The sequence below is a fragment of the Rahnella sp. 1L-D-7-B-C2 genome (assembly GCF_057290995.1).
In genome coordinates, this window is the sequence record NZ_JBXAVQ010000002.1 from 89,217 (window position 1) to 112,675 (window position 23,459).

Here is a 23,459-nt window from a genome sequence, read left to right on the forward strand (position 1 = left end):
TCTGCCAAAATAGTGTCCCCCTGTTTTTCAGGGGGGCTACTTAAAAACAACTCGTTTAATTTTATACTGTATAACTGCACACTGTTTAAATAACCAGCCCTGATATCTATTCCTCTTTTTCTTTTTTCGCAAAACTCTGATTAAGACTCCTCCCATTTAGCCTCATCTTTACTCGCTTTAATGTGTAGCCTCGCCTTTTTTTCGATCGGCACGTTGTTGCAGATTATTAAGACGACGGCTGGAATAAAATCCAGCCATAAAAAAAGAGCGGAAATAATTCCGCCCTTAGTATTCATTGACTGAATTTAATATCCCTTTGGGGATGTCGAATCAGTAATCTTTCAGTATTTCTGCCAGCCTTTCCGCTAACAGTTTGCCGCGCCAGCCGCTGATTAATTCTGGCTGAGATTCCTTGTTTTTTAACTTCCAGTGGCTACTGAGCAATTGATTAATCTGGCGTCGTGAAGCCAGCAGTTCGACGCTTAGTCCACTCTCTTCGCTCACCGTCTGAATCAGCGCTTTAATGTCTTTAAATACTTTGCGATAACCCGCCTGGTCGATCAGATTGAGGATAGGCGCCGGCAGTTCAGACTCATCCAGCGCATTGGATTCTTCTACCAACGCCAGCAGCGTGCGTCCGTGATAACGAATTTCCGGGCCGCTCAGGCCAAGGGATTCGAGCTCGCCAAGCGATCCTGGCTGATAACGTGCAACCTGCCAGAGGTTTTCTTCACGCACGACAAAATTCACCGCCAGGTCACGCTGACGCGCCTGATTGAGGCGCCACGCAGCCAGCAGCTTCAGGCAACCTAGCTGACGCGGACGCAGCTGGAAAGCATTGGGAATTTCGAGATAAGCCAGTTCCGGTTGCAGCACTTCTTTGCGGCGGCGGCACAAAGCCAGACACTCATCCAGCGCAGCGTCCATCCACCCTGCTTCTTCGGTTTCTTTCATCAGCTGATCGGCGAGCGGCAACAGATACCAGACGTCGGCGGCAGCGTACACGCACTGCTTTTCACTCAGAGGACGGGCAATCCAGTCGGTACGCGATTCACTTTTATCCAGTTCCACGCCGGTCGTTTCCGCGACCAGACGCGCAAAACCACAAGACAGCGGACGACCGCTGAACGCGGCCAGAATCTGCGTATCAATCAGCGGCGTGGGCATCACACCAAACGCGTTGAGAAAAACTTCCAGATCTTCGCTGCCTGCGTGCAGGAATTTCACCACATCAGGATTGGTCAGCAGATCAATAAAGGGTTGCCAGGCGGTGATCGGCAAAGGGTCAATCAGCGTCAGTTTTTCGCCGTCAAATAACTGGATCAGGCCCAGCTGCGGGTAATAAGTGCGAGTGCGGACAAACTCGGTATCCAGCGCAATTTTGCTGTGCGCTTTGGCCTGAAGGCAAACCTGCTCCAGTGCATCATTGGTAGTAATCAACTGATAATTCAAATCTTAATTCTCTTAATCATAACTGCGTTATAACGTGACAATTCCGGACAATGCCGGCGTTGGGAGTCTGACCACGACTGAACAGCGCGCTCACCGTTATGCAGCGTCCTGTTTGGGATCGGCTTTCGGTTTTGCCTGCTCATCGCGAAGTTCGCGCCGGAGGATTTTACCGACGTTAGACTTCGGTAACTCGTCGCGGAACTCGACTATCTTCGGAACTTTGTAGCCGGTTAATAACCGGCGGCAATGTGCCAGGAGTTCTTCGCTGGTCAGTGACGGGTCTTTCTTCACCACGCAAATTTTGACGATTTCACCCGACGCGTCATTCGGAACGCCAATAGCAGCGACCTCAAGAACCTTGTCATGCTGTGAAACCACCTCTTCAATTTCGTTAGGGTAGACGTTGAAACCGGAAACCAGAATCATGTCTTTTTTACGGTCAACAATCCGTATGAAACCCTGCTCGTCCACTGTAACGATATCGCCCGTCGATAACCAGCCATCTTTTAGCACCTCATCGGTGGCCGACGGCCGTTGCCAGTAGCCCAGCATCACCTGCGGGCCACGTACCAGCAGCTCGCCCGGCTCGCCCGCGGCGACATCCTGACCGTTATCGTCCACCAGCCGTATTTCCGTAGATGGCACCGGTAATCCAATGCTGCCGCTGTAATGCTTGAGATCGTAAGGGTTACCGGCCACCAGCGGTGAACACTCGGTCAGACCGTAACCTTCCAGCAAGTGTTTGCCGGTGAGTTTTTCCCATTTATCCGCCACCGATTTCTGCACCGACATTCCACCACCGACCGAGAGACGCAGAGTGGAGAAATCCAGTTCGCGGAAATCTTCATTATTAAGCAGTGCGTTGAATAAGGTATTCACGCCGCTGATGGCAGTAAACGGATACTTCGCCAGCTCTTTCACCATCCCCGGCACATCGCGTGGATTGGTGATAAGCAAACTGCGTCCCCCCATTTCGAGGAACAGCAGACAATTCACGGTCAGCGCGAAAATGTGATACAGCGGTAACGCCGTCACCACCAGTTCATGCCCCGGTCGCAGCAGCGGCGCGTAGGCAGCTTTCGCCTGCTCCAGATTCGCCTGCATATTACGGTGAGTCAGCATCGCGCCTTTCGCCACGCCGGTCGTGCCGCCGGTGTATTGCAGGAACGCCAGATCGTCATTAATCACATCAGGCTTGATGTATTGCAGACGTCGTCCACGCTGCAGGGCGGTGCGGAAAGAAATTGCGTTAGGCAGATGGTATTTCGGCACCAGCCGTTTGACATATTTGACGACAAAATTCACCAGCGTGCCTTTGGCCGCAGAGAGCTGGTCGCCCATACGGGTCAGGATCACATGCTTTATCTGCGTTTTGTACGCCACTTTTTCCAGCGTATGGGCAAAGTTGGAGACAATCACAATGGCGCTTGCACCGCTGTCGTTAAGCTGATGTTCCAGCTCGCGCGGCGTATACAACGGATTCACGTTAACCACAACCATGCCGGCGCGCAGAACACCAAACAGCGCAATCGGATATTGCAGCAGGTTAGGCATCATCAGAGCTACGCGGTCACCTTTCTGTAAACCCAGTTCGTTTTGCAGATAGGCGGCAAAGGCACGGCTGCGCTCTTCGAGTTTCCGAAAAGTCATCACCTCGCCCATGTTGATGAATGCCGGGCTGTCGGCATAACGCAATGTGGCGTTCTCAAACATTTCGACCAGCGAGCTGTAGCGGTCGGGATCGATGTTCTCAGGAACATCTGCCGGATAACGTTTTAGCCAAACCTTTTCCAAGGTATTACTCCTGAATTTGTTACCGTCTCAATTCGATATGCGACGAGTTTTATCACGTCTTTAACAATATTTTAACTCAGCTTACCAGTTGCGTTTTAAACAATGTCGAGGTTGAGAGGCGGGTCACTATTTACCTGCCATCCGTGGCAAAAAAAGAAAAAGGCGGCAATTAAGCCGCCTTAACAACGATCTCATCTGTCTGTTACTTCTTCGGTGGCGGCACAACCGGTGGTGCACCGCGAGCAGGTGGTGGCGCTCCATGAGGCGGCTGTCCGCCATGTGGGGCTTGCCCGACGTGCGGCGGTGGCGCTCCGTGAGGAGGTTTATTCGGTGACGACGCTCTCCACCCGTGCGGGCCCCATGTCATACCAGCCGGGCCCGAACCCCGGCCCAAACCCTCGCCCCCAGGAATCGTAGGGGCCTCCGTAACCCCAGCCCCAAGGCCCCATCGGTTGCGGCGGCATGACCACCTGCTGCTGGATCCGCCAGCGTTTATAGCTGTTGACATTGACCGTCACGAATTCATACGACGTCTCGCCAATCTTACCCTTCTCGACACCGGTAATCGGCCCGACAACGGTGACCAGCTGGTTGCGGTAATCCACCGGATCCACAAACCCGTTGATGTAGGCCAGAATGCGCCCACGTGATGCTGCGCCTAAAATCGGTCGCGCACCGTCATCCAACGGAACGGTAGCAATTTCGAGACGGGTTTTGTTTTGCAAATTGGTGATGGAAACCACTTTGCCGCCAAAACGTGACTCCTGCCCGACGTACAGATTCGGCGCGCCCTGCACCGCCTGTAAATTCATCTGCGGCGTGGCCGTCGTACCACGAATTTCATCGGGTACGGTGACACAACCTGATACAACCAGTACGCTCAGCGCGACTGCACTCAACGCCAGTTTTTTACCTTGTGTAGCTGAGAACTGCTGAACTGTGGACCACTTACGCATTGCAATGACTCCTGTGCATACTCTCAACTCTGACCACTTTTTTAGGGACAAGTTGCCATCATTACCGGCCTGGCAGCTTTTTCCACGTCACTTCATTACGCAGATAGGTCGGTTCAGCGTCTTGCGGATCCACGCGAACACCGTTTTCCCAGAGCTGAAGCGCCAGCGGCAGCATGTCTTCCGCCTGCGGCAGTAACATTTTGCCATCAAATAATTCTGCAACAGAAGATTCGCCCAACAAATGCGGATAGGTTTCCCAGCCGGTACCGACGGTGGCAAAACGCCCCGATAACTCTGCTGCATGCGCCTGAAGCTGTTCCGGCTTGATCACTTTTTCGGTATCTTCGCCATGCCAGACTCCCAGCGCATCGCGGGTAAATTCGCCCCAATACACTTCGCCCATACGGGCATCAATAGCGGCCAGCACCTGTTGTGCGCCAGTCTGGCGATACGCGCCCTGCGCCATGGTTTGTAAGGTCGAGACGGGGAGCAACGGCAACTCTGCGCCAAACGCCAGCCCCTGAGCCACGCCAATGCCGATACGCACGCCGGTAAAACTGCCCGGCCCACGGCCAAAGGCCAGCGCGTCCAGCTGACTGAGCGTCAGCCCGGCTTCGGCGAGGATCTGCTGCACCAGCGGCAAAATGCGCTGCGTATGCTCGCGGGCGCAAAGTTCAAAATGAGCGAGCGTTTCGCCCTGATTATAAATCGCAACCGAACAGGCTTCTGTCGCCGTATCAATTGCTAAAATTCGTGTGGACATGCCAAACCTCAGGCGGGGGATTGAATGAGTTAAACCCTTTTTTGCGGGGCGGATCCTAGCATAAACAACGGGCTATTTCTGCTCTTCAGCGTGTTGTAAAAAGCGGATCGCTTGCGCTAAATCACGCGTGCGCGGTGCGGGTGGCAGGCTGTTGAGGAAAACTTCGCCATACGGACGCATTACCAGACGGTTATCGCAAATCACCATCACGCCGCGATCGTCGGTATCACGGATCAACCGCCCGACGCCCTGCTTAAGCGTGATCACCGCATCGGGTAATTGTACTTCATTGAACGGATCGCCGCCGCGCAGTCGACAATCTTCAATACGCGCTTTCAATAGCGGGTCGTCCGGTGAGGTGAACGGCAGTTTATCAATGATGACGCACGACAGCGCATCACCGCGAACATCGACACCTTCCCAGAAGCTGCTGGTGGCAACCAGCAACGCATTGCCGGCTTCAACAAATTGCGCCAGGAGCTGGCCTTTACTGGTTTCACCCTGCAACAGCACCGGCAAGGTGAGCGTCGCGCGGAACTCTTCTGCCAGCTCACGCATCATCTGGTTCGACGTACACAGGAAGAAACAGCGGCCTTTATTGGCTTCGATCAGCGGGCGCAACATCCGGGCCAGCTGTTTCGAGATACCGCGAACGTTGGTCTCCGGCAGAAAGCGCGGCACGCAGAGCATCGCCTGTGTGGCGTAATCAAACGGGCTGGGGAGCAGCAGTGTTTCGGCGTCATCCAGCCCCAGACGGTCGGTAAAATGATGCAGCTGATCGTTCACCGAAAGCGTCGCTGAGGTAAAAATCCATGCGCCCGGTTTTTCTTTCATCATGTCACTAAATTTATCAGTCACGGACAACGGCGTCAGGGCCAGCACGAAGTTACGCGAGTTGCATTCATACCAGTAGCTGTAGCCGGGAATGGAGACGTCTTTCAGGCGTTTAAGACGGTTACGGTACAGCGTGGCGCGCTCGAAGGCGGCATCCAGCAAAGCTGAACGGCCGAGCGACAGTTTGACCACGTCGTAGCAAAGCTCCAGTGCGTCATCGAGCAGTAACAGCGCGCGCTGGATAGCGGTCTGGCTGAGCACGTCGCGCAGGTTACCGCGAAAACCGGGCTCGCCGAGCGCCAGACGAAAATCCATCGTGCTCTGGCTGAGGCGGTCGGCACTTTTCTGCAACTGCACGGAATCGCGCACTTCAGTGCGATAAGCGATGTTTATATCTTTTGCCATGTCCAGCAGCTGGCGGCTGGTCAGCTGCTGGCCAAAGTACTGGCTGGCGATATCGGGGATCTGATGGGCTTCATCGAAAATCATCACGTCGGCCTGCGGGATCAGTTCACCGAAGCCGCTCTCCTTGACCACCATATCGGCCATAAACAGGTGATGATTGACCACCACGACGTCAGCGTCCATCGCCTTACGACGGGCTTTAACCACGAAGCACTCTTTGTACAGTGGGCAGTCGCTGCCGAGGCAATTGTCATTCGTGCTGGTGACCAGCGGCCAGACAAAACTGTCTTCCGGCACCACGTTACAGGTACTGATATCGCCTTCTTCCGTGTTGCTCGACCAGTGACGAAGATGCGCCAGTTCGCTCAGCGCCTGACTGGCAAGATCGCCACCGGACAACGATTGCTGTTCGAGACGTTCCAGACACAGATAGTTTGAGCGCCCTTTAAGCAGCGCCAGACGCCCTTTGAATTTCAGCGCGGCGGCGACTTTCGGCAGATCGCGGGAATAGAGCTGATCCTGTAAGTTTTTAGAGCCAGTGGAGATAATGACTTTTTTGCCCGAGCGCAATGCCGGGGCGAGATAAGCGTAGGTTTTGCCGGTGCCGGTACCGGCTTCCACCACCAGCCCCTGCTTTTCGCTGATGGCTTTGCTGACAGCCTGCGCCATCAGACGCTGAGGTTCACGGGGTTTAAAACCTTCAATTTTCTGCGCTAAAGCGCCGTCTGTTGCAAAATCGTCTGTCACGCTGTCTCTCTACCTGTACGGATCAGCAGTGATTATGCCAATCCCTTGCCTTCACTACCACCGCCATCTGCCAATCCAACGCATTCAGCCTTTGTGATACCCTTACGGCCATCAATAAAAAGTGACTAACAGGAGCACACAATTTATGACTATCGAACGGATCCGACCTGAGCCACGCATGTCCGATGTGGTCATCCACAACGACACGATTTATTACACCGCCGTGCCGGAAAATCTGGACGCGAACGCGAAAGATCAGACGGCTGAAACGCTGGCCATCATCGATGCAGTGCTGACCGAAGCCGGTTCAGACAAAAGTAAAATCCTCGATGCCACGCTGTTCCTGGTACACAAAGAAGATTTTCCGGCGATGAATGAGGCGTGGGACGCGTGGGTTTCGCCAGGCAATGCGCCGGTGCGCTGCACGGTGCAGGCCAATCTGATGAACCCGAAATATAAGATTGAAATCAAAATCATCGCCGCACGTTAAGGGCTGACAACAGACATAAAAAAACCTCCCGCGGGAGGTTTTTGTTTCACGATAGCAAATCAGTTCGCCGCACCGGATACGGCTTCTTTGGCCAGCTCAGTGATGCGTGCGTAATCGCCGCTTTCCAGCGCGTCCGCAGGCACCAGCCATGAACCGCCGATACAGAGCACGCTTTTCAGTGCCAGATAGTCACGGTAGTTTTTCGGGGTGATCCCGCCTGTCGGGCAGAAACGCACTTGCGGGAACGGCCCTGCGATCGCCTGCAACGCTTTAACGCCACCGTTGGCTTCCGCCGGGAAGAATTTGAATTCACGCAGACCGGCATCCAGACCCATCATCAGTTCAGACACGGTGCAGATCCCCGGGATCAATGGAATTGAACCGGCATTAGCCGCTTTCAACAGCGCGTCAGTCAGACCGGGGCTGATGGCGAACTGCGCACCGGCTTCGGTGACTTCTGCCAGCTGCTGCGGATTAAGCACGGTACCCGCGCCAATGATCGCTTCCGGCACTTCTTTCGCAATGGCACGGATAGCGTCCATCGCACACGCAGTACGCAAGGTGACTTCCAGTACACGCACGCCGCCGGCAACCAGTGCCTTCGCCAACGGAACCGCGTGTTCCAGTTTATTGATCACAATCACAGGAACAACCGGCCCTGAGGTCAGAATTTGTTCCGCGCTTGTTTTCCAGTTTTTCATCTTGTTCTCCATTCATGCCCGCAGGCATCGTTGTGATTGATGGCGCGCCCCTGCCACAGGGTCCTGCAAATGAAACTTTGCCGGATACCGACCACACCCGATTGGACAATACTACTATTCCTAACTGCTAAAAGCCTTGATGTGACATAAAAAAACGCTGCATAAGCAGCGTTTTTCTAATGAAGCCTCGTTACTCGAACTCGTTCCATGAACGGCCGTCGCGGGTGATCATCGCCACAGACGCCACCGGACCCCATGTCCCGGACTGGTAAGGTTTTGGTGCTTCGCTTTCCGCCGCCCACGCGTTCATGATGGAGTCGACCCACTTCCAGGCTTCTTCTACTTCGTCACGACGCACGAACAGCGCCTGGATCCCACGCATGGTTTCCAGCAGCAGACGCTCGTAAGCATCGGCGATGTGCTGCTCGTTGAAAGTTTCGGTGAAGCTCAAATCCAGCTTAGTGGTTTGCAGACGGTGTTTGTGCTCCAGACCCGGTACTTTGTTCAGCACTTCGATCTCGATACCTTCATCCGGTTGCAGACGAATGGTCAGCTTGTTCTGCGGCAACTGCTGGTAAGAATCACGGAACAGGTTCAGCGCAGGGTTTTTGAAATACACCACGACTTCTGAACATTTGCTCGGCAGACGTTTACCGGTACGCAGATAGAACGGCACGCCCGCCCACTGCCAGTTGTCGATATCCACACGGATAGAAACGAAGGTTTCCGTGGTGCTGGATTTTTTCGCACCCTCTTCTTCCAGATAGCCGGGGACTTTTTTGCCCTGCACAAAACCGGCAGTGTACTGGCCACGCACAGTATTTTCACGCACGTTGGACTGATCGATGCGGCGCAGCGAGCGTAACACTTTGACCTTTTCGTCACGGATGCGGTCCGTGCTCAGATCGGCCGGTGGAGACATGGCAATCATGGTCAGGATTTGCAGTAAGTGGTTCTGGATCATATCGCGCATCTGACCCGCTTCATCGAAGTAACCCCAACGGCCTTCGATACCCACTTCTTCCGCCACGGTGATTTGCACATGATCGATGGTACGGTTGTCCCAGTTACTGGCGAACAGGTTGTTGGCGAAACGCAGCGCCAGCAGGTTCAGAACCGTTTCTTTACCCAGATAGTGGTCGATACGGTAAACCTGAGACTCGGCAAAGTATTCCGCAACCTGATCGTTGATGACCTGAGAAGACTCGAGGGAATGGCCCAGCGGTTTTTCCATCACGACGCGCGCAGGTTCTTTATTCAGCCCTGCTTCACCCAGACCCCGGCAGATAGCCCCGAAGTGGCTTGGCGCAATCGCAAAGTAGTTAATGGTGGCGCGGTTCTTCTGGTCGAGCATCTTGCCCAACACTTTGAAATGCTTCAGATCGTTGACATCAAGGTTACAGAAATCAAGACGGGCACTGAGTTTTCCCCACAGTTCCGGATCAATTTTTTCTTTCATGAAGGTGGTCAGCGCTTCTTTGACCACTTCGGTATAGGCCGCTTTGTCCCATTCCGCACGTCCGACGCCGATGATTTTGGTGTCAGGGTGAATGTGACCTGCTTTCTCTAACTGATACAGGGAAGGCAACAGTTTACGGCGCGCAAGATCGCCTTTTGCACCGAAAATAACCAGGTCACACGCCTGGGCTGTCTGGGTTACCGCCATGTTCTTCTCCTTAATGCAGGAATACCTTTCATAGTTCGGGCTGCCAATGCTTAAGCTGCAAGCCGAATATCGCGGGTACATATTGTAATTTTATTTCAGCAACAATGTACTCTGATTGCCTGTAAGCCGTAAACCTTGATCTGAGTGCGTGATAACTCTTCGGAAAACCTTCTTTTTATCATAAGTCTCTGGGATACCGTCAAAACCCCCTGCATCCTGTAATTTTATGACAAAACCGAACGGAATTTACCATACTGAAAGTTAGATCTCGGTCAAACTCTGACAAAAAAAGCCGTTATTTCGCCTGACTGACGCTGCCAACGGGATAATGCGCGTAGTATATTTTCATCAAACAGACATGATTTCCTCTTTTCAAAGAAATCGTCGAAACCTATGAGTGGCATGCTTATGAATACGTTGGAAAAAATCCAGACCCATCTCGACATTCTGAGTAAATCAGAACGAAAAGTGGCCGAAGTTATCCTGGCATCACCAAACATAGCTATCCACTCCAGTATCGCCACTCTCGCCCGCATGGCCGATGTCAGCGAACCTACTGTAAACCGTTTTTGCCGTCGCCTCGACACAAAAGGGTTTCCAGATTTTAAATTGCATCTGGCACAAAGTCTGGCAAACGGCACGCCTTACGTGAACCGTAACGTCGACGAGGGTGACAGTGTCAGCGCCTATACCAGTAAAATCTTCGAATCGGCCATGGCCAGCCTCGATCAGGTGAAAAACACCCTCGATATTGCGGCCATCAACCGCGCCGTTGATTTACTCACTCAGGCCAAAAAGATTTCTTTCTTTGGACTGGGCGCATCCGCCGCAGTGGCGCATGATGCCATGAACAAATTCTTCCGCTTCAACATTCCGGTGGTGTATTTCGACGATATCGTCATGCAACGCATGAGCTGCATGAACTCCAGTGAGGGCGACGTCGTGGTGCTGATTTCACACACCGGGCGCACCAAGAATCTGGTCGAACTGGCGCAGCTGGCTCGTGAAAACGACGCCACAGTCATCGCCATCACCTCTTTTAATACACCGCTGGCGCACGAAGCAACGCTGGCGCTGTTACTGGATGTTCCGGAAGATACCGACGTTTATATGCCAATGGTCTCGCGTATCGCCCAGCTCACGCTCATCGACGTACTGGCCACCGGTTTTACGCTGCGCCGGGGCACAAAATTCAGAGATAACCTGAAGCGCGTCAAAGAAGCGTTGAAAGAATCGCGCTTTGATAAAGGGACAGTCGTCCTTGTGCAGCCTGAATAAGCCATTTTCACACTAACAAGTTGCAGATTTAATAGGGAGTCTGGCCGGAAATCTTCGCGCAATGTGCGCAGGTTAAACGTCAGACACGAGGTCAGCGGGTCACACAGGTGAAACCCTTTTGTATTACAATTACACCTCAACCCAATGTGGACTCGCTGTTTTTTGCAGTAAAGGCACCAGTTAACGAACGGAGTAAGCATGTCCAGAAGACTCAGAAGAACGAAGATCGTTACCACACTCGGTCCCGCTACAGACCGCGATAATAACCTTGAAAAGATCATTGCTGCCGGCGCTAACGTCGTACGCATGAACTTCTCACACGGTACCGCTGAAGACCACATTTTGCGCGCTAACAAAGTGCGTGAAATCGCCGCCCGCCTTGGCCGCCACGTGGCAATTCTTGGCGATTTGCAGGGCCCGAAAATCCGCGTATCCACCTTCAAGGAAGGCAAAGTCTTCCTTAATATCGGTGACAAATTCCTGCTCGATGCCAATATGAGCAAAGGCGAAGGCGACAAAGAGAAAGTCGGTATCGACTATAAAGGTCTGCCTGCTGACGTTGTGCCGGGCGACATCCTGCTGCTCGACGATGGTCGCGTACAGCTGAAAGTGCTTGAAGTTCAGGGCATGAAAGTTTTCACAGAAGTCACCGTTGGCGGCCCGCTGTCCAACAACAAAGGCATCAACAAGCTGGGCGGCGGTCTTTCCGCTGAAGCCCTGACTGAGAAAGACAAAGCAGACATTATTACTGCGGCCAAAATGGACGTAGATTTCCTGGCAGTTTCTTTCCCACGCACCGGCGAAGATCTTAACTATGCACGCCGTCTGGCGCGTGCGGCAGGCTGTAACGCGCAGATTGTCTCGAAAGTAGAACGTGCGGAAGCCGTGGCCAGCGATGCGGCGATGGATGACATCATTCTGGCCTCTGACGTTGTGATGGTCGCCCGCGGAGATTTAGGGGTAGAAATCGGTGACCCGGAACTGGTGGGTATTCAGAAAAAACTGATCCGCCGTGCCCGTCAGCTGAACCGTGCGGTGATAACCGCCACGCAGATGATGGAATCGATGATAACCAACCCGATGCCAACCCGTGCCGAAGTTATGGACGTGGCGAACGCCGTGCTCGACGGCACGGATGCGGTGATGCTCTCTGCCGAAACCGCCGCTGGCCAGTATCCTTCAGAAACTGTTGCCGCGATGGCGCGCGTCTGTCTGGGTGCGGAAAAAATCCCAAGCATCAATGTTTCCAAACACCGTCTGGACGTTGAATTCGATAACACCGAAGAAGCCATTGCCATGTCCGCCATGTATGCGGCCAACCACCTGAAAGGCGTGACAGCGATCATTTCCATGACCGAATCCGGACGCACCGCACTGATGCTTTCCCGCATCAGCTCCGGTCTGCCTATCTTCGCCATGTCCCGTCATGAACATACACTGAACCTGACCGCTATTTACCGTGGCGTAACGCCGGTGTTCTTCGACAGCCATAACGACGGCGTGGCGGCAGCGCAGGACGCGGTGAATCTGCTGCGTGATAAAGGTTATCTGCTTTCCGGCGATCTGGTGATTATCACTCAGGGTGATGTCATGAGCACCATCGGTACGACAAATACCAGCCGCGTCTTACGCGTTGAGTAAGAGTACGTATTCAACAAGAGTACGCATTGAATAAATGAAAGTGTAATAAGATATTTATTTTAAGCCCACAGCGATGTGGGCTTTTTTATTTATACTGAAAATCATTCTCTCGCCCTGTTATTTGTAAGGTCATAGACAACGTCATGTTGATCATTATTTTGCCACTCTGCTGTCATATTTTTGACGTTTTGTTACCCGCTCACTTTAATTTCCTAAAATACCCCTTCCCTTTCTGCGCCTAAATATAACTTTTTACCTTCTCAGAGAGATGTTTAAACGCAATAAAATGAATAAAAAATACAGATTACTCTGGTGTGATTATGAATCATTTAAGGTTTCCCCGCCTGTTTATGTGATATGCATCACATAAAATCATGAAATCCGCGTGGAGATGATAAATGTTCAATGCCAACATTGAATGATAATGATTTGCATTTATAATGATTCGCATTCGTTAAATCCTTGTATAAATCCGCATTAAGGAAATCACACAAGAGAAACCACTATAAATTCCAGTTTATGAAGATTTTAAAAATTAAAAACTGACAGGCATGGCCATAAGCCCTGCCCGATAACGCATACGTCCAAAACATGATCCCTGGAAAATCCGGGCGGACGCCCCACGCCCGCAGCGGAATAACTGCCACATAATAAGGTGCCAAAATGAGCCAGATAAATAATTGGGAATTGATGCAAATTCCGGCCGCTTCTGCGAAGGAAATAAGTAAAAATCAGGGTTATATTTTCAATCAAAACAGCACGCCGGAATGGCAGGCGCAGATTGAGCAAGGCATTGAGTTAATTAAATCTCACATTAACCACACGGAAAAACCTTTTTCTGGCGTTTCCCCGGCTGAATTAGCCGAGCAATTTCGCCATATAGATTTGACCAAACCTTTAGCCGGAACACGGCTGGCGTTGGAAGAACTGGATGATTTATATCTTCAGCATGCGGTCTATTTCCATCACCCGAAATACCTCGCTCACCTCAACTGCCCGACCGTGGTGCCCTCACAGCTGGCAGAGCTGTTTATCAGCGCGATTAACTCCTCGGTAGATACCTGGGATCAGAGCGCAGGCGGCACGCTGATTGAGCAAAAGGTGATTGACTGGACACTGGCGCGCATCGGATTTGGCGCGCAATCAGACGGCATTTTCACCAGCGGTGGCACCCAGTCTAACCTGATGGCAATGCTGCTGGCACGCGACAGCCACTGCAAACGTACCCGCCCGCAGCACAGCATCAAATATCATGGCCTGCCGCCGGAAGCCAATCGCTGGCGTATTTTCAGTTCACAGGTCAGCCATTTCAGCATTCAGAAATCCGCCGCCCTGCTCGGCCTGGGCTATGACGCCGTGGTACCGGTTGCCTGCGACAGCGCATTTCGCATGGACATCAGCGCGCTTAAAGCTGAAATCGACCTTTGCCACGCAGAAGGCCTGATCCCGATTGCGGTTGTCGCCACCGCCGGCACCACCGATTTCGGCAGTATCGATCCACTCAATGAGATCGCTGAAATCTGCCGCAAGGAGAAAATCTGGATGCACGCCGATGCTGCTTACGGCTGTGGTTTGCTGGTCTCCCCTCAGCACCGCCAGCGCATCGAAGGCATTCATCTGGCGGATTCTGTCACCGTCGATTATCACAAATCCTTCTTCCAGCCGGTGAGTTGCAGCGCGTTTCTGGTTAACGACCACAGCCATCTGGAGCACGTAACGCATCACGCGGAATACCTTAATCCGCTCAGTGCCAAGCTCGAAGGTACGCCTAATCTGGTCAATAAAAGCATTCAGACCACCAAACGTTTTGATGCCCTGAAGATGTGGCTGACGCTGCGCGTAATGGGCCAGCAGGCGCTGGGTGAGTCGTTTGACGTACTGCTGGAACGCGCCACCGAAACCCATCAGATGATGGAAAACAACCCGAACATTGAAGTCCTGCATAAGCCTGAACTGAGCACGCTGGTGTTCCGCTTTGTGCCGCGCATGTCGATGAGCCATGAGCAGATTGACGCCATCAATGCCGATATCCGCAAAGCGATTTTCCGCGACGGCAGCGCCGTGATTGCCGGTACTAAAGTCCATCAGCGCCAGTACCTGAAATTTACCTTACTGAACCCGATGACCACCACGGAAGACATCGCCGACGTGCTCGGTCTCATTACGCATTACGGCAAAGAACTGACTGCCGCCGCGCTGAGCGCCGCTAAAAACCGGTAACAGGAGTTGCACCATGAACATCAACCCGACCCAACAGACTTACGATTTTATCGCCATCGGCATCGGCCCGTTTAACCTCGGTCTGGCCTGTCTGACCGAGCCGGTTAAAGAGCTGAACGGCCTGTTTTTAGATCAGAATGACGGCTTCGACTGGCATACCGGCATGATGCTGGAAAGCGCCCATTTGCAGACGCCGTTCATGGCCGATTTAGTGACGCTGGCCGATCCAACCAGCCCTTATAGCTTCCTGAATTACCTCAAGCAGCAAGGCAAACTCTACTCTTTCTACATTCGTGAAAACTTCTTCATGATGCGCAAAGAGTTCAACCAGTACTGCCAGTGGGCGTGCGAACAGCTGACCTGTCTGCAATTTTCCACCCGCGTGGAGCTGGTGACCTGGGATGCGGAACAGGAATGCTATCTGGTGCAGGCGTGTTCGACCAAAAGCGGCGATAAACAAATCTTTCGCGCTAAACGTCTGGTGCTCGGCACCGGCCCTTCGCCGTGGATGCCCGCCTGCGCGCGTGACGCCGGAAACAACGTGCATCACTCCTCGGCTTATCTGCCAAACAAAGAACAGATGCAAAATTCCACATCAATCACCGTGGTCGGTAGCGGCCAGAGCGCGGCGGAGATTTACTACGACCTGCTTTCTGATATCGACAAGTACGGTTATCAGCTGACGTGGGTGACGCGCGCGCCGCGCTTCTACCCGCTGGAATACAGCAAACTGACGCTGGAAATGACCTCACCGGAATACATCGACTACTTCCACGACCTGCCGATGAGCAAGCGCGACCAGCTGAACCGCGAGCAGAAAGGTTTATACAAAGGTATTAACGCCAGCCTGATCAACGATATCTACGATCTGATGTACACCAAGCGCCTCGACGGGCCGCTCAAGGTCGATATGTATACCCATTCGGAACTGACCGCCCTGACACGCAACCGCAGCGGTCAGCTTGAGATGAACCTGTTGCATCACGAACAACAGCAGGAATATCGCCACAAAACCGAATCGGTGATCCTTGCTACCGGCTACAGCTACCAGCCCCCGCAGTTTATCGAAGGGATTTACAACCGTATCCAATGGGACGACGCAGGCCGCTACGCCGTTAACCGCAACTACAGCATTGATGCCCACAATCAGATCTTCGTACAAAACGCAGAGCTGCATACCCACGGCTTCGTCACGCCGGATCTGGGGATGGCGTGCTATCGCAACAGCTCGATCATCCGCGAAATGCTCGGCAAAGAAGTTTACACGGTGGAGAAATCTATCGCATTTCAGACGTTCTGCGCCCGCAGCCTGGCCGACCAATAACGGAGAAATCACCCATGTCTGATATGACTTCCTTATCCGTTTTTTCATGCCCGCGCGAGGCCGGATTACTGACGCTGCGCCCGCTCAATCTGGCGAAAGATGCCGCCGTGCTGCACGGCTGGATGACTCAGCCCTACGCCAGTTTCTGGGGCATGCAGAACAGCAGCGTCGGCGAAGTGGATGCGTTTTATCGCGACCTTACCGCCGGTAAACCGCAGGCGGCGCTGATGGGAGAAATCGACGGTCAGCCGCGTTTCCTCATCGAATGCTATCCGGTGCAAGACGATCCGCTGCATGAACATTACGACGTGCAGCCGGGCGATATCGGCATGCACATTCTGCTCGCACCGGCAAACCCGCCGGTCGCCGGTTTCAGCTGGCAAGTGTTTTCCGCCGTGATGGAATACCTGTTCAGTCTGCCCGACGTGAAACGTGTGGTCGTCGAACCGGATGTCCGCAACGAGAAGATCCACAAACTCAATAAACGCGCCGGTTTCCGCTATCAGAAACAGGTGCAACTGACACACAAAACTGCATGGCTGGCGTTCTGCCAGCATGAAGATTTTTTGCAGGCCAGCCAGAAGGAACACGCCACCATGACGACCTCAACATTGCAATCCGGCCAGCACTTACAGCCTGAAATCTGGGCGAAAGCCAACGCCCTGTTACTGCGTAAATGCCTGTCCGAACTGACTCATGAACGCCTGCTCGAACCCAAAGCGTTACAGTCCAGCGGCACCTGGACTGACTATCAGCTGGCAGTTCCGGCATCAGAAGTCGAATACCGTTTCCGTGCGCGCCAGCTTCCGCTTAACGACTGGATGATCGATCTGGACAGCATTCAGCGTCTGGACAATTTTACCGGGCAGCCGCTCGATGCGCTGAAATTCATTATTGAATTCGCGGAACAAATTGGCATTTCACAGGCCATGCTGCCGACTTATATGGAAGAAATCAGCAGCACGCTCTACAGCAGCGCGTATAAGCTGGCGAACAATCACACCACCGCGAAACAGCTGACGGAGGCCGATTTCCAGACGGTGGAAACCAGCATGACCGAAGGCCACCCAAGCTTTATCGCCAACAACGGTCGCATTGGTTTTGACGCCGGAGATTACGTGCGTTACGCGCCGGAAGCGGCGAATCCGCTGAAATTAGTGTGGGTAGCGGTACATCATGACAAAGCGCATTTCGCCACCACCGAAGGTTTGCCATACGAGAAACTGATCGCCGAAGAACTGGGTGATGCGCAGATTTGTGCCTTCACGCAGAAACTGGTGGATATCGGCGTCGATCCTAAAAACTATTACTTCATGCCGGTGCATCCATGGCAGTGGCAGAATAAATTGCTGACCGTGTTTGCTCCGGACATCGCCCGTCAGTTCCTGATTTTCCTTGGCGAAGGCGAAGACCAGTATCTGGCGCAGCAGTCAATCCGCACTTTCTTCAACGCCAGCCAGCCCACGCACCGTTACGTGAAAACCGCGCTGTCGATTCTGAATATGGGCTTTATGCGCGGGCTGTCACCGTATTACATGGCCACCACGCCGGGTATCAACGAATGGCTGGCAGATCTGGTGGAAAACGATTCCTATCTGCAATCCACCGGATTTAAGATTTTGCAGGAAGTCGCGTCACTTGGTTATCACAACCATTACTTTGAAGAGGCAATCAAAGGCGACAGCGCCTATAAGAAAATGTTTGCCGCGCTGTGGCGTGAAAATCCGGTAGCGCAGTTGCAGCCCAATCAGCGTCTGATGACCATGGCCGCCCTCCTGCATACCGATAAACACGGCGATGCGCTGATTGTCGAGATGATCAAATCCTCCGGTCTGGCGACCGGCGACTGGCTCAAGCGTTACATGCACGCCTACCTCAGCCCGCTGCTGCACTGCTTCTACCAGTACGATCTGGTGTTTATGCCGCACGGCGAAAACCTGATCCTGCGCTTTGAAAATAATATTCCGGTGAACGCTTTCATGAAGGATATTGCCGAGGAAATTGCGGTGATGAACCCGGAGGCTAATCTGCCGGAAAAAGCCAAACGTCTGGCAGTGGATGTGCCTGAAGAACTGATGATCCTGTCAATTTTCACCGATGTCTTCGCCGGTGTATTCCGCTTCATCGCCCGTATTCTGGAAGAGCACGGCGACTATCCGGCCGGACAGTTCTGGGGCGTGGCAGCGGAAGTCGTGCGCGACTACCAGTTGCAATACCCGGAGCTGGCGGAGAAGTTTGCGCGCTATGACATGTTCGGCGCGGAGTTCACGCACTCTTGCCTCAATCGTCTGCAACTGGCAAATAACCAGCAGATGATCAACCTGTCGGATCCAGCGCAGAACCTGAAATTCGCCGGGACGCTGGAGAACCCGATCGCTGCTTACGCTAACCGATACTAAGCAGATTTTTACTCCTGTGCGTTTTTTTAGCGCGGCCTGAAAGGGTCGCGCTTTTCTGATTTTGAGTGATGGAGAATTCTCGTTATGTCGTCCGTTTCTGAACCGGCCCCGCGGCTAAGTTATCGCCAGTGGCTGTTCCCGCTGTCGCTGGTATTATTCGAATTCGCCACCTACATCGCCCACGATATGATCCAGCCGGGCATGTTGCAGGTGATCAGCGATTTCAGCGCCAGCGCCGACTGGGTATCCACCTCGCTGACCGCTTACCTGTGCGGCGGCATCCTGCTGCAATGGCTGCTCGGCCCGCTGTCTGACCGACTCGGGCGACGTCCGGTGTTGCTTACCGGCGTGGCCTTTTTCACCCTCACCTGTTTTCTGACCGTCTTCACCCGCAGTATCGAGCAATTCATTTTAATGCGCTTCCTGCAAGGGATGAGCCTGTGCTTTATCGGCGCGGTCGGGTATGCCGCCATTCAGGAAGCGTTCAATGAAACGCTGAGCGTCAAACTGATGGCGCTGATGGCGAACATCACGCTGATCGCCCCGCTGCTCGGGCCGCTGGCCGGTGCGGCCTTCATCCATTATGCGCCGTGGAAAGCGATGTTTGCGCTGTTCTCACTGATTTCTGCGCTGGCGTTCTGGGGGTTGTGGCGCAGCATGCCGGAAACCGCGACAGGCCGCGATGACCGCTTTTCGATGCGCAGATTGGCGACGGATTACCGCGAAGTGCTGACCAATCAGGGCGTAGTCACCGGCTCACTGTCCATCGGGCTTGTGACCCTGCCGCTGCTGGCGTGGGTAGCGCAGTCGCCGGTGTTGTTGATTCAGGACGCTGGCATGTCACCGCTTCGTTATGGCTGGCTACAAGTGCCGGTGTTTACCGGGCTGATTATCGGCAATATCGCGCTCAGTAAACTCAGCGGAAACGTGAATATCCGCACGCCAATCTGGCTGGGTATCGCTCCGATTACGTTGGGGCTGGCAATCGCCGCCGGTTCGGCGCTGTTTATGGTTCATGCATGGGAATGGATAATCGGCGGGCTGAGCCTGTATGCGTTCGGCACCGGGCTGGTGAACGCCGGACTTTACCGCCTGACGCTGTTCTCAAGCCCGACAGGCAAAGGCACCGTCGCAGCGGCGCTCGGGCTTATCACCATTGTGGTGTTTGCCGTGGGGATCGAAGCGGCGAAGCAGCTGTACTTTACGTGGGGTAACGGCATCTTTATGCTGGCGGGATTAGTTTCGGGGCTGAGCGGCACGCTGATGATTACGACGTTTATGAAAAGAACCCAAAAAGTCTGACCGCGTTTTCCGAATGCTTTTCTAAAAACATAAAGGCTGAGTTTTTACACTCAGCCTTTTTCTTTAATCCCGATGCGACTATTTCTTCGGGAACAACTCTTTGCGCGCGTAGGGTTCCGTCTCACCCGGCTTACGGGTTTTCAGCAGCTTGAGGATCCAGGTGTATTGCTCAGGGTTTGGCCCGACCAGTAATTCCACCTCTTCATTCATGCGGCGTGCAATGGTGACATCATCGGCTGTCGCCAGATCGTCCATCGGCGGACGCACAAAGATATCAAGGCGCTGCTCATGACCGTTATACACAGGGAACAACGGCACGATCGCCGCGCGGCAGACTTTCATCAGACGCCCGACTGCCGGAAGCGTAGCTTTGTAGGTGGCGAAGAAATCCACAAACTCGCTGTGTTCCGCGCCATGATCCTGATCCGGCAGATAGTAGCCCCAGTAACCCTGACGCACAGAACTGATGAAAGGCTTGATGCCGTCGTTGCGCGCATGCATCCGGCCGCCAAAACGACGGCGCACGGTATTCCATAAATAATCGGTCAGCGGATTCTTCTGATTGTGGAACATCGCCGCCATCGGCTGACCACTGGCCGCCATCAGCATCGCCGGGATGTCTACGGCCCAGCCGTGTGGTACCAGAAAAATCACATTTTTGCCGTCGGCCTGCATCTGATCGATGATTTCTTTTCCGTGCCAGTGCACGCGTTCCATGATTTTCTTTGGATTACGCAGCGCCAGTTCGGCCATCATCACCATCGACTGCGGCGCACAGGCAAACATTTCATCAATGATGTGTTCGCGCTCGGCTTCCGGCGTTTCGGGCAGGCAGTACAACAGATTGATTTGCGCACGACGACGCGCGCCTTTGGCAAATTTCCCGGCCAGACGGCCAAGACTGCCTAAAATAGGATCGCGCACTTTGGCAGGCACGTAAGCCATCCCCGCCATCGCACCGACGCCCAGCCAGACGCCCCAGTAACGCGGATGGTAAAAGGCTTTCTGAAATTGCGGAATAAATTCTGCGGTCGACCGTTTTTCTTTTTCTGGCTGCATGCTCAGGCTCTTATGACAAATTCTGGCTTAATGATAAGTGCAGTGATTTATTTTGCAATAAATCACTGCACATCAGCATTTAGCCGGGATGTATGTTCCTGAACAATCAGTCCAGCTTCAGTTGCGGAACGACCTGGCGAACGGTGGCCAGATACGTACTGCGATCTTTACCGGTCAGCCCTTCGGTGCGAGGCAATTTGGCGGTCAGAGGGTTGACGGCCAGCTGGTTGATCCACATTTCAAAATGCAAATGCGGACCGGTAGAACGTCCGGTGTTGCCCGAAAGCGCAATGCGATCGCCGCGTTTCACTTTCTGTCCCGGTTTCACCAGCAACTTACGCAGGTGCATGTAACGGGTCATGTATTGACGACCATGACGGATAGCCACGTAGTTACCCGCTGCTCCGCCATTCTTGGCGATCACCACTTCACCATCACCGACCGCCAGCACTGGCGTACCGACCGGCACGGCGAAATCGACGCCACGGTGCGGCGCGATGCGACCGGTTACCGGGTTCAGACGACGTGGATTGAAGTTAGAGGAGACACGGTACTGTTTTCCGGTAGGGAAACGCAGGAAGCCTTTCGCCAGCCCGCTGCCGGTGCGGTCATAAAACTTACCGTCTTCGGCACGCACGGCATAATAATCTTTGCCGCCGGTACGCATACGCACCGCCTGCAGCTCGCTTTGCTCATTCTTGCCGTCCAGCACTTCATGAGACATCAGTACAGCGAAATCATCACCTTTCTGTAATTTACGGAAATCGAGCTGCCACTGCAGGGCTTTAATGACGGCGCTGACTTCAGCACTGTTCAGCCCGGCCGCTCTGGCGCTGGTGACAAAACTGCCATTCAGCGTGCCCTTCACCACCGAATCTTTCCACTCACCTTGCAGTGTCTGCAATGAGGATTTAAAGGTGTTGCCGGTACGGTCAAAGGTATAGGTTTCGCGACGGGATTTCTCCCATGTCAGACGTTGTAAATCACCCGCATCATTGAGCGTCCATGAAATCTGCTGCCCGATTTTCAGGTTACGCAAATCACGGTTGGCGTCAGACAATGCCGCGATTTCGGACATATCAATGCCGTACTGATTCAGGATGCTGCTGAGAGTATCGCCGGTGGAGACCACGTATTCATGCACACCGGCTTCGTTAACGATTTTATCGTCCAGATCATCTTGAGGGATATCATCGTCGGCAGGCGCGGTTTGATCGATAGGCTCACTGGCTTCAGGAAGCAGCGAACGTAACTGTTCGTGATCGAGGGCGATACTTTTTACAATCGGTCGGGTATCTGAGAGGTCATTGTCCGGGTGATAGGCTAACGGTTTCCAGACGGCCACAGCCAGTGTGACGACGGTAAGCGACCCCAGCATGATGCGGTGGGGCCGTGGAAGGTTGCTATACGCCAGAGCGATAGAGCGGGCTATCAGCTGCACTTAATTCTGTCCTTTTAGCTTACTTCAGGCAGCTCAGGTATTGGTTCGTCAGCTGTGACAGGAAGTTCACGTAGCTGTCCGCGCCCAATGCAATGCCGCTCCCCAGCGGATCCAATGTGCCCATACGCACTGTTGTTCCCTGGGCAACAGCCGTGATTACGGCTGGCCTGAATTGTGGCTCAGCAAAAACGCATGTCGCTTTTTGCTCAACCAACTGAGTTCGAATGAGATGTAAACGCTGCGCGCCGGGCTGTATTTCGGGATTGATCGTAAAATGACCAAGTGGCGAAAGGCCGAAGTGTTTTTCAAAGTAGGCATAACCATCGTGAAAAACAAAATATCCCTTACCCTGCACAGGCTGCAGCATATTACCAATATTTTTGTCAGTTTTTGTCAGGCTTTCCTCAAAACGTGACAAGTTTGCATCTAATTGTTGCTTTTTCTGCGGCATGAGTTCGAGAAGTTTGTTATGGATCACAATCGCGGTCTCACGAGCGATCTCCGGCGACAGCCAGACATGCATATTGTACTGGCCGTGACTGTGTTCATCTTCGTCATGCCCTTTGCCGTGATCGTGGTCATGCTCGTCATCGTCAGAGCCTTTCAGCAGCAGCGGTTTCACCGCCGCCAGCGTGGCAATTTCCACCTGACGATTTGGTGGCAGCTGCGCCGCAGACTTGGTCATGAAGGCTTCCATTTCCGGCCCGACCCACACCACCAGATCCGCACTGCGCATGCGCTGGATGTCAGAAGGACGCAGCGCAAAATCGTGTGGCGAAGCGCCATCCGGCAGCAACACTTCCGTTGGCGTCACACCTTCCGCGATGGCTGAAGCGATAAAACCGAGTGGACGGACAGACGCCAGCACAGCGGCCTGCGCGCTGAAAGCCGCACCGGCACTCAGGATGCCGGCTGCCAGGAACAACCGTTTAACGCTTTTTTTCTGTATCATGCGGGGTGAACTCATCTTCATGTTGGGGGAAAACT

The 23,459-nt window shown here is 53.4% G+C and carries 17 protein-coding genes; 7 read left to right on the forward strand and 10 right to left on the reverse strand.

All coding sequences use genetic code 11. From position 1 onward, the window contains the following. Positions 1 to 330: 330 nt before the first annotated feature. The 5 genes from rnd to yoaA all read right to left on the reverse strand — a co-directional run bounded on the left by rnd (position 331) and on the right by yoaA (position 6,951). Positions 331 to 1,452 (reverse strand): ribonuclease D, encoded by a 1,122-nt coding sequence (gene rnd / locus AC0Z7K_RS03955; protein WP_413529567.1) that lies wholly within the window; start codon positions 1,450 to 1,452, stop codon positions 331 to 333. A 96-nt stretch (positions 1,453 to 1,548) separates the two neighbouring features. Continuing rightward, positions 1,549 to 3,246 carry a long-chain-fatty-acid--CoA ligase FadD gene (gene fadD / locus AC0Z7K_RS03960; protein ID WP_485612974.1) on the reverse strand — a complete coding sequence of 566 codons (1,698 nt, stop codon included), beginning with the start codon at positions 3,244 to 3,246 and terminating at the stop codon, positions 1,549 to 1,551. Positions 3,247 to 3,569: 323 nt separating this feature from the next. Further along, entirely contained in the window at positions 3,570 to 4,202 is a 633-nt protein-coding gene (locus AC0Z7K_RS03965; protein WP_485612975.1) for a Slp family lipoprotein, read from the reverse strand. Between the two features lie 61 nt (positions 4,203 to 4,263). Then, entirely contained in the window at positions 4,264 to 4,965 is a 702-nt protein-coding gene (gene tsaB / locus AC0Z7K_RS03970) for a tRNA (adenosine(37)-N6)-threonylcarbamoyltransferase complex dimerization subunit type 1 TsaB (RefSeq protein WP_485612976.1), read from the reverse strand. A gap of 72 nt (positions 4,966 to 5,037) precedes the next feature. Further along, positions 5,038 to 6,951, reverse strand: a complete 1,914-nt coding sequence (yoaA, locus tag AC0Z7K_RS03975; protein WP_413529571.1) for a DNA repair helicase YoaA — start codon at positions 6,949 to 6,951, stop codon at positions 5,038 to 5,040. A 145-nt stretch (positions 6,952 to 7,096) separates the two neighbouring features. Here yoaA and AC0Z7K_RS03980 point away from each other — a divergent pair, with 145 nt between their 5' ends. Continuing rightward, entirely contained in the window at positions 7,097 to 7,441 is a 345-nt protein-coding gene (locus tag AC0Z7K_RS03980; protein WP_101080008.1) for a RidA family protein, read from the forward strand. Positions 7,442 to 7,500: 59 nt separating this feature from the next. Here AC0Z7K_RS03980 and AC0Z7K_RS03985 read toward each other — a convergent pair whose 3' ends face one another. After that, a complete protein-coding gene (locus AC0Z7K_RS03985) occupies positions 7,501 to 8,142 on the reverse strand; it encodes a bifunctional 4-hydroxy-2-oxoglutarate aldolase/2-dehydro-3-deoxy-phosphogluconate aldolase (protein WP_413529572.1) in 642 nt (213 codons plus the stop codon). Between the two features lie 190 nt (positions 8,143 to 8,332). Further along, positions 8,333 to 9,808: a glucose-6-phosphate dehydrogenase gene (gene zwf / locus AC0Z7K_RS03990; RefSeq protein WP_485612977.1), complete on the reverse strand. Its 1,476-nt coding sequence runs from the start codon at positions 9,806 to 9,808 to the stop codon at positions 8,333 to 8,335. A gap of 408 nt (positions 9,809 to 10,216) precedes the next feature. Between zwf and AC0Z7K_RS03995 the strand changes: the two genes are divergently transcribed. The 6 genes from AC0Z7K_RS03995 to AC0Z7K_RS04020 all read left to right on the forward strand — a co-directional run bounded on the left by AC0Z7K_RS03995 (position 10,217) and on the right by AC0Z7K_RS04020 (position 19,972). Beyond that, positions 10,217 to 11,086 carry a MurR/RpiR family transcriptional regulator gene (locus AC0Z7K_RS03995; RefSeq protein WP_485612978.1) on the forward strand — a complete coding sequence of 290 codons (870 nt, stop codon included), beginning with the start codon at positions 10,217 to 10,219 and terminating at the stop codon, positions 11,084 to 11,086. Positions 11,087 to 11,284: 198 nt separating this feature from the next. Next, positions 11,285 to 12,727, forward strand: a complete 1,443-nt coding sequence (gene pyk, locus AC0Z7K_RS04000) for a pyruvate kinase (RefSeq protein WP_112168047.1) — start codon at positions 11,285 to 11,287, stop codon at positions 12,725 to 12,727. A gap of 663 nt (positions 12,728 to 13,390) precedes the next feature. Continuing rightward, positions 13,391 to 14,947: a pyridoxal phosphate-dependent decarboxylase family protein gene (locus tag AC0Z7K_RS04005; RefSeq protein WP_485612980.1), complete on the forward strand. Its 1,557-nt coding sequence runs from the start codon at positions 13,391 to 13,393 to the stop codon at positions 14,945 to 14,947. 13 nt (positions 14,948 to 14,960) lie between these two features. Then, positions 14,961 to 16,271: a lysine N(6)-hydroxylase/L-ornithine N(5)-oxygenase family protein gene (locus tag AC0Z7K_RS04010; protein ID WP_413529575.1), complete on the forward strand. Its 1,311-nt coding sequence runs from the start codon at positions 14,961 to 14,963 to the stop codon at positions 16,269 to 16,271. A 23-nt stretch (positions 16,272 to 16,294) separates the two neighbouring features. Beyond that, positions 16,295 to 18,670, forward strand: a complete 2,376-nt coding sequence (locus AC0Z7K_RS04015; RefSeq protein WP_485613381.1) for a GNAT family N-acetyltransferase — start codon at positions 16,295 to 16,297, stop codon at positions 18,668 to 18,670. A gap of 84 nt (positions 18,671 to 18,754) precedes the next feature. Then, complete coding sequence (locus AC0Z7K_RS04020) at positions 18,755 to 19,972, forward strand: MdfA family multidrug efflux MFS transporter (protein ID WP_485612982.1); 1,218 nt, start codon at positions 18,755 to 18,757, stop codon at positions 19,970 to 19,972. A gap of 78 nt (positions 19,973 to 20,050) precedes the next feature. Here the strand turns inward: AC0Z7K_RS04020 and lpxM are convergent, their stop codons facing one another. From lpxM to znuA, 3 genes are all read right to left on the reverse strand, one after another. Next, complete coding sequence (lpxM, locus tag AC0Z7K_RS04025) at positions 20,051 to 21,031, reverse strand: lauroyl-Kdo(2)-lipid IV(A) myristoyltransferase (protein WP_485612984.1); 981 nt, start codon at positions 21,029 to 21,031, stop codon at positions 20,051 to 20,053. A gap of 106 nt (positions 21,032 to 21,137) precedes the next feature. Beyond that, positions 21,138 to 22,472 carry a murein DD-endopeptidase MepM gene (gene mepM / locus AC0Z7K_RS04030; RefSeq protein ID WP_413529578.1) on the reverse strand — a complete coding sequence of 445 codons (1,335 nt, stop codon included), beginning with the start codon at positions 22,470 to 22,472 and terminating at the stop codon, positions 21,138 to 21,140. Between the two features lie 19 nt (positions 22,473 to 22,491). Next, entirely contained in the window at positions 22,492 to 23,424 is a 933-nt protein-coding gene (gene znuA / locus AC0Z7K_RS04035; RefSeq protein ID WP_413529579.1) for a zinc ABC transporter substrate-binding protein ZnuA, read from the reverse strand. Positions 23,425 to 23,459: the final 35 nt, after the last annotated feature.